This is a genomic window from Kribbella pittospori, assembly GCF_004331465.1.
In the GTDB taxonomy this organism is placed as follows: Bacteria; Actinomycetota; Actinomycetes; order Propionibacteriales; family Kribbellaceae; genus Kribbella; species Kribbella pittospori.
The window spans coordinates 677,504-691,535 of the sequence record NZ_SJKB01000001.1 but is presented as its reverse complement, the minus strand read 5'-3'; the positions used below and the strand labels follow the sequence as shown (position 1 = coordinate 691,535).

General features: G+C 68.6%; 9 protein-coding genes. 5 read left to right on the top strand and 4 right to left on the bottom strand.

Annotated features, from left to right (window positions below; genetic code table 11):
* Positions 1 to 19: 19 nt before the first annotated feature.
* On the top strand, positions 20 to 1,426 hold the full coding sequence (gene uxaC / locus E0H73_RS03165; protein WP_131350901.1) for a glucuronate isomerase: 1,407 nt from the start codon (positions 20 to 22) through the stop codon (positions 1,424 to 1,426).
* A gap of 158 nt (positions 1,427 to 1,584) precedes the next feature.
* Positions 1,585 to 3,111 (top strand): right-handed parallel beta-helix repeat-containing protein, encoded by a 1,527-nt coding sequence (locus E0H73_RS03160; protein ID WP_131350898.1) that lies wholly within the window; start codon positions 1,585 to 1,587, stop codon positions 3,109 to 3,111.
* Between the two features lie 78 nt (positions 3,112 to 3,189).
* Here the strand turns inward: E0H73_RS03160 and E0H73_RS03155 are convergent, their stop codons facing one another.
* Together E0H73_RS03155 and E0H73_RS03150 are read right to left on the bottom strand one after the other, a co-directional pair.
* Positions 3,190 to 4,503 (bottom strand): O-antigen ligase family protein, encoded by a 1,314-nt coding sequence (locus tag E0H73_RS03155; RefSeq protein ID WP_131350895.1) that lies wholly within the window; start codon positions 4,501 to 4,503, stop codon positions 3,190 to 3,192.
* Between the two features lie 10 nt (positions 4,504 to 4,513).
* Positions 4,514 to 6,133, bottom strand: a complete 1,620-nt coding sequence (locus tag E0H73_RS03150; protein ID WP_131350892.1) for a Wzz/FepE/Etk N-terminal domain-containing protein — start codon at positions 6,131 to 6,133, stop codon at positions 4,514 to 4,516.
* A 184-nt stretch (positions 6,134 to 6,317) separates the two neighbouring features.
* On the opposite strand from E0H73_RS03150, the gene E0H73_RS03145 reads away from it, so the two are divergent.
* The 3 genes from E0H73_RS03145 to E0H73_RS03135 all read left to right on the top strand — a co-directional run bounded on the left by E0H73_RS03145 (position 6,318) and on the right by E0H73_RS03135 (position 11,827).
* On the top strand, positions 6,318 to 8,531 hold the full coding sequence (locus E0H73_RS03145; protein ID WP_131350889.1) for a LamG-like jellyroll fold domain-containing protein: 2,214 nt from the start codon (positions 6,318 to 6,320) through the stop codon (positions 8,529 to 8,531).
* A gap of 174 nt (positions 8,532 to 8,705) precedes the next feature.
* Positions 8,706 to 10,229, top strand: coding sequence for a WD40 repeat domain-containing protein (locus E0H73_RS03140; RefSeq protein ID WP_131350886.1), 1,524 nt, complete (start codon positions 8,706 to 8,708; stop codon positions 10,227 to 10,229).
* A 98-nt stretch (positions 10,230 to 10,327) separates the two neighbouring features.
* Positions 10,328 to 11,827: a fibronectin type III domain-containing protein gene (locus tag E0H73_RS03135; protein WP_131350883.1), complete on the top strand. Its 1,500-nt coding sequence runs from the start codon at positions 10,328 to 10,330 to the stop codon at positions 11,825 to 11,827.
* Positions 11,828 to 11,953: 126 nt separating this feature from the next.
* Here the strand turns inward: E0H73_RS03135 and E0H73_RS03130 are convergent, their stop codons facing one another.
* Complete coding sequence (locus E0H73_RS03130) at positions 11,954 to 13,231, bottom strand: MATE family efflux transporter (RefSeq protein ID WP_131350880.1); 1,278 nt, start codon at positions 13,229 to 13,231, stop codon at positions 11,954 to 11,956.
* Positions 13,232 to 13,240: 9 nt separating this feature from the next.
* Positions 13,241 to 14,029 (bottom strand): WecB/TagA/CpsF family glycosyltransferase, encoded by a 789-nt coding sequence (locus tag E0H73_RS03125; RefSeq protein WP_131350877.1) that lies wholly within the window; start codon positions 14,027 to 14,029, stop codon positions 13,241 to 13,243.
* Positions 14,030 to 14,032: the final 3 nt, after the last annotated feature.

Below are 14,032 nucleotides of genomic sequence, written 5' to 3'. Positions count from 1 at the left end.
CCCACATCCCGGAGGACCCATGCCGAAGGCCCTGCAGCCTCATCCGGACCGCGCCCTGCCCGCCGGCGAGGCACGCGACATCGCCCGGCGGATCCACGCGTCGACGAAGGACCTGCCGCTGCTGTGCCTGCATGGGCACGTCGACATCGGGCTGTTCGCGACCGACGCGCCGTTCGGCAACCCGGCCGAGCTGCTGGTCGTCCCGGACCACTACGTCACCCGGATGCTGATCTCCCAGGGCATCTCCCCCGACCGCCTCGGCCTCCCCCGCCGCGACGGCACCGCGCCCGCCGACCCGCGCGACGTCTGGCGGGAGTTCTGCGCGAACTGGCACCTCTTCCTCGGTACGCCGAGCCGGTACTGGCTGGAGCACGAGTTCGCCGAGGTCCTCGGCGTGACCACGCACCCGTCGGCCGAGACCGCGGACGAGCTGTATGACCAGATCTCCGCCCGGATCGCCGAGCCCGAGTTCCGGCCGCGGGCCCTGCTCGACCGGTTCGGGATCGAACTGATCTCGACCACCGACGCCGCGACCGACGACCTCGCCCAGCACGCGAAGCTCGCCGCGGACCTGCCCGGCCGGGTCGTCCCGACCTTCCGGCCCGACGCCCTCGTCCACGTCGACCGGCCCGGCTGGAGCTTCCTCGCTGCCCGGCTCGGGGAGTTGGCCGACGTCGACACTGCGACGTACGACGGGTTCCTGGCGGCGATCCGGCAGCGGCGGCAGGCGTTCGTCGAGGCGGGTGCGCGGGCGACCGACCACGGGCACTACAGCGCGGCAGCGATCCCGCTGACCGATGCCGAGGCGGCGCGGATCTACACGAGTGCGTTGAAGGGTGATGTGTCGGCGGAGGACGCGAGTGCGTTCGCCGGCCACATGCTGTACCAGTCGGCGGTCATGTCGGCCGAGGACGGGCTGGTGATGCAGTTGCACCCGGGCGTACTGCGTGACCACGATCCAGCGATCCACGCGGCCTACGGGCCGGACCAGGGGCACGACATTCCGGTGGCGACCGAATTCACCCGGTCGCTGCGGCCATTGCTCGAGCGGTTCGGACACGCGCCGGGCTTCCGGTTGGTGTTGTTCACCGTTGACGAGACTGTGTACTCACGGGAGCTTGCGCCGCTGGCCGGCGTGTACCCGGCGGTGCGGCTCGGGGCGCCGTGGTGGTTCCTGGACAGCCCGGACGGGATGCGGCGGTTCCGCGAGTTGGTGACGGAGACGGCCGGGTTCTACAACATGTCCGGGTTCGTCGACGACACCCGGGCGTTCCTGTCGATCCCGGCCCGGCACGACCTGGCCCGGCGGATCGACGCCGGTTATCTGGCGAACCTCGTCGTACAGCACCGCCTCGACGAGGACGACGCCTTCCAGGTCGCCAAGGACCTCGCCTACAACCTCGCGCGGGATACCTACCTCACCTGAAGGGCCGGACCTGTGCCACTCACCAACCAGTTGTCGAGGGGTCGGCGGCCGCGGGGCTGAGCGGGATCTGACTGCAGCCTGCCTGCTTGGTGAGTGGTACAGGTCCGCCTGTAGTCTCCACCAGATCTGTCCGCCGGCGGTGAGGTGAGAGGGACCTGATGAGGCGTCGTGGTGTTGTGGCGGGTGGCGCCGTACTGGTGCTGCTGCTGGCCGGGTGTTCTGCGGGTGATGGGGACTCGGCCAAGCCCTCTGTGGTGACGCCTGCGGTGACGGTGCCTACTGCCCCGCCGGCGGCTGCGGCCGTTGCGCTTGGGCCGACGGGACCTGGTACGGCGAAGGCTTGTGTGGGGACCGCGATCGCGGTGGGGGCGGATCCGCAGCAGGTGATCGACGCGGCGCCGGAAGGTACGGCGTTCTGCTTCGCGAAGGGTGTGCATCGGATCAGCCGGGCGATCCGGCCGCGGGCCGGTGACACGCTGGCCGGTGGGAAGGGCGTCGTACTGACTGGGTCTGTCGCGCTGAGTGGGTGGCAGCGGGACGGCGATCGGTGGGTGGTGCGTGGGGTGCTGCCGGCGGCGTACCCGCTGAAGGGGCAGTGTGAGGACAACAAGACGAAGCCGTGCCAGCGGGGCGAGCAGGTGTTCGTCGACGGGAAGCATCTGACGCGGGTGATGAGTCTCGGGGAGTTGAAGCCGGGGACGTTCTTCGGGGACTACGCCTCGAACGCTGTGTACGTCGGTGACGATCCGGACGGCCGCGCGGTCGAGCTGTCGCGGACGCCGACTGCGATCGAGAAGTCGGCGGACGACGTCACCGTGACCGGGTTGACGATCGAGCACTTCGCGAGCCTGCCGCAGGGCGGTGCGCTGCAGGTCGGGCCCGGGTGGAAGGTGGTCTCGAACGAGGTTCGCTGGAATCACGCGGTCGGGATCATGGTGATCGAGGGCGACCGGGCCGAGCTGAGCCGGAACACGGTCGCGGACAACGGGCAGCTCGGGATCGGGCAGTACAAGTCCGAGGGCGTCCGGATCACCGCGAACCTGGTGACCCGGAACAACACCGACGGGTTCTGGATCGCCGACTGGGAGTCCGGTGGGATCAAGTCGACCCGGTCGTCGGGCCAGGTGTCGGGCAACGACATCGTCGACAACCGGGGCATCGGGATGTGGAGCGACATCGCGGAGTACGACCGGACGATCAGCGGGAACCGGATCCGTGGGAACGCGGCGGACGGGATCCGGTACGAGATCAGCTACCAGGCCGTGATCGAGCAGAACGTTGTCGAGGGCAACGGGTACGGGACCGGGCGCGGGTCCGGTGGGAGCCTGTGGGACGGCGGTGGGATCAACGTGAACACGTCCGCCGGGGTGCAGGTCCGCGGCAACCTGGTCAAGGACAACCGCAACGGGATCTCGATCCAGTCCCGCACCCGGGGTGACGGGCCGCGCGGTACGTACGTCCTCCGCGACGTCACCATCGAAGGCAACCTCGTGGTCATGCAGGACGCGACCTCCAGCACCGGCGTCGTCGAGAACAAAGGCTCCCCCACCCGCGCCGGCTCGGTCACCTTCCACCACAACAGCTACCAGTTCACCGGCCCCACCCCCTTCGCCCACCAAGGAAAGACCCTCACCTGGCCCCAATGGCAAGAGGCCGGCTTCGACCAGGACTCAGTCAGCAGCTAGTGCGGGTAGCGGGTTGTGTGCCGGCTGGCGGGTTGTTAGCACGCTAGCGGTGAAACAACCCGCCAGTGGGCCGTGGTGTTAGCGGGTTAGAGCTCTGGCTTGGGTTCGGGATCTTTGGCGGATTCGGTCGGCGTCGCAGATGGCGGCGGCTACCAGCAGGTGGACTGTCATGGAGCTGAGGTCTGACAGGCCGCTTTCGTTGAGGGAGGCGGCGGTGACGTAGCCGAGGAGGAGGGCTCCGCAGGCCCGGATGTACGGCGTGGGCGCCCGGAGAACCGAGACCCAGGCCAGGATGAGAGCGATTGCGACGATCGTGACCGCGAGCAGACCGGTCTCCCAGTAGAGGCCGAGCCAGCTGTTGTCGATCGCCATCACGTCGATGTCGCCTTCACCGCGCCGCAGCAGCACCCGCTTGTTGCCGAGGCCGTGACCGATGATCGCGGTCTGGATCGACACCTTCTCGTCCAGCACCGCCTGCCAACTCGTCGTACGCCCACTGAGCGAACTGATTTGCTGCGTCCCCTGCCCACGCAACACCCACGTATGCAGCGAGCCGATGGTCAGGAACGCGATCCCGATCAACCCCGGCACGGCCAGACTCGCGATCCGCCCGGCCCACGTCTTCCGGGTGATGATCAACGCGATCACCAGTCCGAGCGCGATCGCCGCCGCCGACGTACGGGTCCGGCTCGCCGCCACCAGTACGACGCCGAGCCCCATCAGGCCAACCGACGGGATCATCGACAGCTTCCGGCACAACAGTCCGAGCAGCGCCAGCCCGAACAGGATCGCGCCGACCTCACCGACCCGCGGCGGCAGCATCGGGATGATGACACCCTGCAGGCGATACCCGGTGCCGAGCGAGCTCAGCGGCCGCCACGCCTGACTGGGCGCGTACGCGAGACTCGCCACGACTGTTGCCGCCAGCAACACATGCGCCCATAGATGCGCCCGCACCAACCGCTCCGGCACCTGCACCAGCGGCCGCCAGAGCAGGAACACCAGGATCAGCCCGATCATGAACCGCGCCAACCGCGTCAGCGGCCCGAGCGGCTCCGCCAGCAAGAACGCCGTGGCGACGGCAAACATCACGTACAGCAGGTACATACTGCTCGCCGGATTCACCCGAGTCCGGAACCCGGGCTTGGTCGCAGCCATCGCGATCAGGAAGATCGCCCCGAGCAACAAACCCTTCATCACACTGTTCGTCGACCCGGTGGTCCCCTGCGGCGCCGCGACTCGCGACGACCACGGCTGCACACCGAGCACGAACAGACACCACAACACCAGCCAGAACCACGCCGGCTTCTGGATCTCGCCGTCGACCGTGCCCGGCACCGGTGGCGCCAGACGGGCCCCACCGGAACGGTAGGCGGTCGCGGATCGAATCATGACACCACGTTCAGCGCAGCGGTGCGGCGGTGTCGAGCGGCTTGTAGTTCAACGGAATGCCCAGCGTCTCGTCGTGCGGCGAGGCACCGATCAGTACGACGCCCAGCACCGGCGCACCCGCGAACTGCAATGCACCGGTCAGCCGGGCAACGTCCATCTCCTTGTCGTGCCCGACCTGCACCACCAGCACCGACGCGTCCACGGCCGCAGCCAGCGGCGTGATCCCGTGCCGGCCAACAGACGCCGGTCCGTGAATGACAACGGAGTACCCAGGCGGCAGGTCCGCCACGATGCCCGGCACCAGCGACGGACCAACGGCCGCGGCGGTCTCCTCGTGGTTGAGGCCAGGCGGAAGCACGTACAGATCGGCGACCGTGCCCGGGCGGAACAGCTTCCGCGCCCGGATCGCCCGCGTCGCCGCAGGCTCCATCACCAGATCGGTCAGCCCCTCGTGGCCGGTCACGTGCGAGAGAACCGGCGTACCTTCGATGTCTGCCAGGACCAGTAGCGTCTCCCGGCCGTCGCGCGCGTTCGCTTCGGCCATCGCCAGCGCGATACCGGCCGAGTTCGGAGTCGGGGATGCGGAGACCACAAGCATCGCGCCCGGACCACCACCGGCAAACGCGCGCGGGTTCAACTCGCGGCGAGCAAGCGCACCGCTCGCCTCGGCACCCAACGCAGTGATCTCGTACTGCGGCAACTCGGGAGCCGTCCGATGCCAGAACCGGCGCCGGTTGCCCTCCGACGCGGCGATGACCGGCGAGCTCGCCGCCCGGGCCGCCTGGTCGCGAGTCACGATGTACGGCGTCAGGTGCGACCGGAGCAGCGCCAGACCGAAGCCGAGCACCAGACCGAGGATGCCGCCGACCAGGATGTCGCGGGCAACCATCGGCGAGGAGGTCGCGGTGTCCGTGGTGGCCGGGGTGACCAGCTCGCTACCGGCACCGACCGTGGTCAGCGCCTTCACCATCGCGGCCGCGTCGTCGGCAGCCTGCCGGGCCTCGGTCGCCAGCCCGACCCGCTGGTCGCGCAGCGCGGCGGCGGTCTGCGAGTCGCCCCGCTGGACCGCCTCGTCGATCTGGCTGACCAGGCTCTTCGACTGCTGGGTCGCGGTCTTGGACCGGTCCTGGGCCTGCCCGGCGAGCGTGGTCAGCAGCGCCTTGGCCTCGTCGTTGCGCTGCTTCAGGTAGATGCTGGAGATCGCGTTGGCCCGCTCGACCGCCTTCGCGGCGGTCGGGCCGTCGGTGGTGACCAGGTAGGCGTTGTCGGTGACCGCCTTGACCCGGGTCACCGACGCCAGCTCCTGGATCGCGTCGTCGGTGGTGTCCATCCCGAGCGACTTCGCCACGCTGTGCAGCAGCGTCGGGCTTGCCATCACCCGGGCCTGCGTCTCGGCGGGCAGATCCATCCCGAGCGGGCCGGTCTTGTCCGTGGTGGGCAGCTTCCCGACCAGGGCCGGCGGGACCGCCGGCCCGAGCACCAGCTGGCTCGAGGCGGTCCACCGCGTCGTCTGCGACAACGCGAAGACGGATGCCCCGAGCAGGCCGAGGACGATGCAGCCCATGATGAGCCACTTCTGCCGTAGCAGTGACTGAGCGGTCTCCCGCCAGACCACGGTGCCCGGTTCCATCCCCTACCCCACTTCCATCGCCCACAGGCTCGGTGCCAGCGCCCCAGGATATAGGCAGCTGGGATCGGGCGTACCGAAGCATCCGGTCATGCCCTACTCTGACCCCCGGGGGATTCCCGGGGGCTGCCGGGAATTTGGTACGGCGCCGTTCCGCGCGCCTTCTGTCCGAGGGGGACACCGCAGGATGAACAAGAGATGGTTGCTCACGCGTCTGGGGCTCGTGGGCGCTCTCGTCGCCGGGGCACTGGTGGTCGTTTTCGCGCCGCCCGCCCAGAGCATCGAGGCTTCGCTGTCAGCAGTGGCGAGCCCGACCTGGCAGACCAACGGAAGCGTGCAGGGCATCACGGTCGCGGCGGGCAAGGCGTACGCCGGCGGCCGATTCACGAGCGTGCGGCCACCGGGCGCCGCGGCCGGGACCGGTGAGGTCGCCCAGGCGTACCTGGCCGCTTTCGACGAGAACACCGGTGCTCTGGTCACCGCGTTCAACCCGGTCCTCAACGGCCAGGTCTACGCGGTCGCGGCGTCCGCCGACGGCTCGCGGATCTTCGTCGGTGGTGACTTCACCACCGTCAACGGCGTCACCCGGAACCGGATCGCCGCGTTCGACACCGCCACCGGCGCGCTGGTGACGACCTGGAAGCCGTCGGTCTCCTTCCGGGTCAAGACGATCGCCGTGCACGGCGACACCGTCTACTTCGGCGGATCCTTCGGCCTGGTGAACAACCTGACCCGGAACCGGCTCGCGGCGGTCAGCGCCGACACCGGCACTCTGCTCCCGTTCGCCCCGTCCGTGAACGGCGACGTGTACGCCGTCGATGCGGCGGACGACGGCTCCAAGGTGTACGCCGGCGGCCAGTTCAGCGCCGTCAACGGCACCAACCAGAACACCGTGACCAGCCTCGACCCGACGACCGGCGCCGTACTGCCGTTCCCGGGTGCGTCCGCGGTCCCGCCGCCGAACGGCTCCTGCACCACCCGGGTCAAGGCGATCGACGCCAGCGGCGACACCGTGTACTTCGGCAACGGCGGTGACGGTGGCGGCTGCTTCGACGGCACCTGGGCGGTCGACGTCTCGACCAACGCGCTGAAGTGGAAGAACTCGTGCCTCGGCGCGACCGAGGCGGTCAAGGTCGTCAACGGCTGGCTCTACAAGGGTTCGCACGCGCACGACTGCGCCAACCAGGGCGCCGGCGGCTTCCCGCAGGGGTTCGACTACCGGTACCTGCTGGTGGAGAAAGTCTCCGACGGCACGCTCGGCCCGTGGTACCCGAACACCGACGCCGGACCGCCTACCGAGGTCGGACCGCTCGCGTTCGCGACCGGTGGCGACGACCTCTGGGTCGGTGGTGACTTCTTCAGCACGAACGGCGTCGGCCAGCAGGGCCTGACCCGCTTCACCAACGCGACGCCGGGTGCGGCGCCGGCCAAGCCGGCCAAGCTGCTGCCGTACAGCGTGAAGCCGGGTGAGGTGCAGATCCACTTCCCGACCGTGGTCGACAACGACGACAGCACGCTGACGTACCGGCTGCTGAAGGGCTTCAGCAACACCACCATCGCGACGTGGACGGCGACGTCGACTCCGTGGGATCGACCGTGGCTGCACTACGTCGACACCAACGTGGTGGCGGGCGAGACGCCGAACTACCGCGTCGAGGTGACCGACGGCAGTACGACGTTGCGCGGCAACTACTCCGACCCGGTCACGGTCGCCAGTGCACCGGCAACGGCGTACGACCAGATCATCAACGCCGACGGGCCGCAGGCCTACTGGCGGCTCGGTGAGCCGGCCGGTACGACGACGTCGGTCGACTCGTCCGGGCAGAGCAACAACGGCACCTTCGGTGGCGCGGTCCTGGGCCAGCCGGGCGCGATCGCGGGGAACACCGCGATGACGGCAACCCTGACCAGCGGCCGGATGACGTCCGAAAAGGGCTACAGCATGCCGCAGCAGTTCACCGTCGAGGCCTGGGTGAAGCAGAGCGGCACCAACCGCGGCGGACGCATCATCGGCTTCGGCAACTCCAAGGCCGGCACCAGTGCGACCGGTGGCGACCGGCAGCTGTACATGCGCACCAACGGCTCGATCGTGTTCGGGGTGAACGACGGCGCCCAGAAGACGCTGACCAGCACCTCGGGCAAGAACGACGGCCTGTGGCACCACGTCGTCGGCACCTTCGACAACGGCGCGATGAAGCTGTTCGTCGACGGTGCACTCGCGGGAAGCGCGAGTGCCGGAACCGCGTCGCTGTACTACGGCTGGTGGCGGCTCGGGTACGACAACAACACCAACTGGCCGGGCGGTGGCGCGAGCCAGGTCGGGATGAGCATCGACGAGGGCGCGGTGTACCCGTACGCACTCACTCCGGTCCAGGTGCAGTCGCACTTCGCGGCCCGCTGACCAAGGCCGGCTGAGTAAGGCTTCGGACAAGTTTTTCGGGTTTGCAACACAAAGTCATAACGCGGGTGGGAGCTCGCCTTCCGGACGAGCTCCCACCCCGCTAATGTCCGCTGCTGGTGTGTGTTTTTGAGGCCACGCACCGTTGTGAGGCACCCGCCCGTCCGAAGGACATAAATGAAGAAGTTAGTTCTGGCCATCGTCACCGGCGCGGCGGTGGTGGCCGCCGCACTGATTCCGTCCGGTCCGCCAGTGGTGGCGGCGGCCCCAGGTTTCGGTTCCGCCGTCTCGGCGATCAAGCAGACCTCGTGGCAGACCAACAACAGCGTGAACGCGTTGGCCATCGCAGGGAACACCGTCTTCGCCGGCGGTCTGTTCACCCGGATCCGCCCACCCGGCAAGGCCGCCGGTCAGGGCGAAGTGGTCCGCACGTACGTCGCCGCCTTCAACCGGACCACCGGCGCGCCGACCACGTTCGCGCCGACCCTCAACGGCCCGGTGTACAGCATCGCCACCAGCCCGGACGGCAAGTGGGTGGTGATCGGCGGTGACTTCACCGTCGCGAACGGCCTGAAGCGAAGCAAGATCGCGATGTACAGCACCGTCACCGGCCGGATCGTGCAGGCCTGGGACCCGGTCGTCGCGGCGCGCGTCAAGGCGCTGGCGATCTCCGGCAGCACCGTGTACATCGGCGGCGCCTTCGGCCGCGTCGACGGCCAGACCCGCAACCGCCTCGCCGCGGTCCGGCTGCTCTACGGCGACCTGACGACCTGGAACCCGAACGCGAACAACGACGTGTACGCGATCGACGTGTCCGACAACGGCACCAGGGTCTTCGTCGGTGGACCGTTCAGCACCATCAACGGCAAGGACCACTACTCACTGGCCATGGTGAACACCACCACCGGGGCGGCGTACTCGATGCCGGCCGCGGCGGCGATACCGAAGCCGACGCTGAAGTGCACGACCCGGGTGAAGGACATCGACACCCTGGGCGACAAGGTGTTCGTCTCCAATGGCGGAGACGGCAGCGGTTGCTACGACGGCGTACTGGCCGCCGACGCGACGACCGGCAAGCTGTTCTGGCAGAACACCTGCCTGGGCGCGACCGAGGCGATCAAGGCGATCGGCAACTGGGTCTACAAGGGCTCGCACGCACACAACTGCAGCTCGTCCGGCGCCTTTGGCGACGGCACGGGGACGCACTACCTGCTGGTCGAGAGCGGCATCAATGGCAAGCTCGGCCCGTGGTACCCGAACACCGACGCCAACCCGAACAGCACCACCAAGGTCGGTCCGCTGGCGATGGCCGGCACCAACACCGACCTGTGGGTCGGCGGCGACTTCCTGCACGTGAACAACGCGGTCCAGCAGGGCCTGGCCCGGTTCACCAACACCCCGGGCGGCGCCTACCCGGCCAAGCCGAAGGCTCCGACCCTGACCAGTACGACGGCCAACCAGGTCCGGGTCGCGTTCAACGACGTCTACGACGTGGACAACCTGACGCTGACGTACAACGTGTTCCGGGGCTCGACGAACGTCGGTTCGTACAAGTACGTCTCCTACTACTGGGAGAAGCGCAAGCTGTACTCGATGGTCGACACGGGTGTGAAGAGTGGCCAGACGGTCACCTACCACATCGAGGTCCACGACGGACGCAACATCGTCAAGGGCCCGTCGGTCTCGATCAAGGTGAAGTAGCTCGTCAGGGGGTCTGCCCGAAAGGGCAGACCCCCTTCGGCGGGGGGACTGCCGGTCGTAACCTGAAAATCTGGGGTACTGGGGATCTGGGGGGAATCATGGGGAGAAGACTGCTTGCTGTGGTTGGGGCGGCGGGTCTGGCGTTCGGCCTGATCCCGGCACCACCAGCCGTCAGTACCGGCGCGTCACTGACCGCCGTCGCGAACTCGGCGTGGCAGACCGATGCGAGTGTGCTCGGCCTGGCCATTGCCAAGGGCAAGGCGTACGTCGGTGGCCGGTTCACGAAGGTCCGTCCGCCGGGTGCGGCGGCCGGGACGAACCAGACCACGCGGACCTATCTGGCGGCCTTCAATCAGACGACCGGTGCGCTCGACGCCGGCTTCAGCCACACACTCAACGGTTTCGTCTGGGCGATCGTCGCATCGGCCGACGGATCCCGGGTGTACGTCGGCGGTGACTTCACCCGCGTCGACGGCCAGGTGCGGAACCGGATCGCGGCGTTCGACACCGCCACCGGTGCATTGGTGTCGACCATCAAGCCGAGCGTCTCGTACCGCGTCAAGGCGCTCGCGATCGGCGGCACCAGCCTGTACTTCGGCGGATCGTTCGGACTGGTGAACAACATCGCCAGGAACCGCGCGGCCGCGATCAGCACGGTCAACGGCAGCCTGCTGCCATGGAACCCGAACGCGGACGCCGACGTGTACGCGATCGATGCGGCCGACGACAACTCGAAGGTCTACCTGGGCGGCACGTTCGCCAAGATCGGCGGAGCGAACCGCTGGGCCGTCGCGAGTGTCAACAACTCGACCGGCGCACTGCTCCCGTTCGCGGCGGCGTCCGCAGTACCGCTGCCGACCAGTGGGTGCACCTCGCGGGTGAAGGACATCGAGACGTCCGGGAGCCGGGTGTACTTCGCCAACGCCGGTGACGGTGGCGGTTGCTTCGACGGGACCTGGGCGGCGGATGTTGCCACCGGCAACTTGGTGTGGAAGAACACCTGCCTGGGCGCGACCGAGGCACTGACCGTCGTGAACGGCTGGCTGTTCAAGGGATCGCACGCGCACAGCTGCCCGGGTGCCTTCAGCGACGGCACCGGCGCGCACTTCCTGCTGCTGCAGAACCCGGCCAACGGCTCGCTCGGGCCGTGGTTCCCGAACACGAACGCCGGTTCGCCGACGTTGGTCGGTCCGCTCGTGTCCGCGACCGGTGGAAGCGACCTGTGGGTTGGTGGGGACTTCACCAAGGTCAACGGCGTAGGTCAGCAGGGTCTCACCCGCTTCACGAACCTCGGCAACGGCGCCGCTCCCCTGGGCCCGGTCCTGCCGACGCTGTCCAGTACGACGGTCGGTCAGGTCAAGGCCACCGTCCAGACCTCGCTGGACAACGACGACATCACCCTGACCTACCGGCTGCTCCGCGGCGCCACCAACACGATCGTCGCCACCACCACCGCCAACTCCACCTTCTGGAGCCGGCCGACCATCACCCTGACCGACCCGAACGCACCGTCCGGTACGACGCAGATGTACCGCATCGAGGCGTACGACGGCCACAACGCCGTACGAGGCGGCTACTCCACGATCAACGTGCGCTGACCCAACCTCACCCCCGCGCCTCCGCCGCCATCCGAGACCTCCGGCAACTTCAGGGGATAACCCCTGAAGTTGTGGGTTATCTGGTCGTATACGAGGGGAGAAGGCACGAGTCGAGGGGATATCCCCTCAAGTGGTTGGGGTGGGGGTGGTGCGGCGGTGGGCGGCGATCGCTCGATTCGCTTCGTTCCACCACAGCAGAAGGGTGCAGAACGAGGCGGCGGCCAGGCCCCAGGCGGCGCCTTCGGCGTCGGCCAGGACGGCGCCGCCGACGCCGAAGGTGATGAGGATGACGGAGGAGATGAGCCGGACGCGGAGGCCTCGGGTGGCGGCGGCGAGAGCTCGGAGGATGGCGAAGGCGCCGGCGTTGGAGGCGCCAAGAGCCTGCAGCAGGATCACGGGGATCAGGACAGTGTGAGCCTGGGCCCAGACCCCAGGGCCGAGAAGCTGCCGGCCGACCACGTCCGGCAGCAGCAGGAAGACGGCGCCCCACGCCAGGGCGCCGGCCCCGACGCCCAGAGAGATGACCAGACCGACCAGCCACAAGCGGCGGTACGAATGGCGCAGAGCGCGGGCGGCTTCGGGTACGGAGATCATCCGGATGCCCTGGTTGAGGACATTCACGGGACCCAGCAGGACCTGCGCACCGCGGATCCCGGCTGTGGCAGCGAGACCGGCCGCGGCGGTGATGCCGAGCATGTAGACCTGGATCGTGCCGGACACCGCGAGCATCTCCCCCATGTACTTCGGGGTGAGGTCCCAGTTCCGCCGTAACCACTCGCGGATCAACTGCCGGCGCGGCGAGATCCCGGCCTGGAATCGTCCGGCCAGGGCCGCGATCACCGCACCCAGTCCCCACGCGAACGTCAGCGTGAACGCGGATGCCGTGTCGGTGAGATACAGCCCGCCGAAGATCACCAGCATCGTCAGCAACCAGATCAGGTCGTTGACGAGCGCCTTCTGCCCTTCTCCCACGACGAAGAAGGCCCACCGCCACGCGTCCTGCAGCAGCAACCCCGGCATCGTCACCGCGAAGGCGACCAGCACTCCCTTCGACGGCACACCGGGGAACGCCGCGATCCCCAGCCCCACGAGCATCGCGAGGAACCCGGCCAGCAGAGCAGTCGCCGTACTGGCACGCACTGCTCGTTCCCAGTCAGGTGTGCGCTCACCTGAGTGCCGGACCGCCAGCGGCTCGGTCGCGACCGCACGGGACACGTTCAACGCGATCGTGTAGCCGCCGAAGGCCAACGCGTAGACACCGAAGTCGGACACGGTGCTGGAGCGGGCGACGACGAGGCCGACTGCGAGATTGCTGAGACTCGACAGCGCCTGGTCGGCCAAACCCCAACTGGCGCGACCGGCCGGCCCGGCCAGCCGACGTAGCTTCGGCCGCCGGAACTTCACCAAAGCACTCTAGACCGGACGCGGAGGGCGCCGAAGAATGCCGTAGCCGAAACGCGGGATGCCCAGCATGTACCGCTTCCACAGCCGCCGCGGCTCCTTGTAGAGCCGGTAGCTCCACTCCAGCCCGGACCGCTGCATCCACAGCGGCGCCCGGTCCAGCCGGCCGGTGTGGAAGTCGAAGGCGGCGCCGACTCCGATCAGGATCGACGCGTTCAGCCGGTCCCGGTGCTCGGCCATCCAGCGCTCCTGCTTGGGCGCGCCGAGACCGACCCAGACGATGTCCGGCTTCGCCGCGTTGATCCGCGCGACGGCGGCGGCGTCCTCCGCCTCGGTCAACGGCCGGTACGGCGGGCAGTCGGTACCGACCACCTTCAACGCGGGATGGCGTTCCTGGAACGTGTCCCGCAGATTCTCGGCCACGCCCTCGGCACCGCCATAGAAGTACTGCGTCCAACCGCGGTCGGCGGCCTCGGCCATCACGCGCTCGAGCAGGTCCGGCCCGGCGACTCGCGCCATCCGGTCGAACCCGGCCCGCTTGCCCGCCCACACCAGCGGCATCCCGTCCGCGACCGTCAGCCCGGCGTTGTTGTAGACCTCGGTCAGCCACTCGTCGGCCCGCGCGTGCAGCAGTGCGTTCACGTCCGACACGCAGACCAGTTGCCGCTCGCCGTCGTCGATCCAGCGCGCGAACGTCTCGACCGTCTCGTCCAGATCGGTCACGCTCACATGGATCCCGAGCACGTCGACGCGGTGGTGCGCCGCCGTGGCGAGCCGGGGGTCAGTGGTCTCCGCAGTCATTCC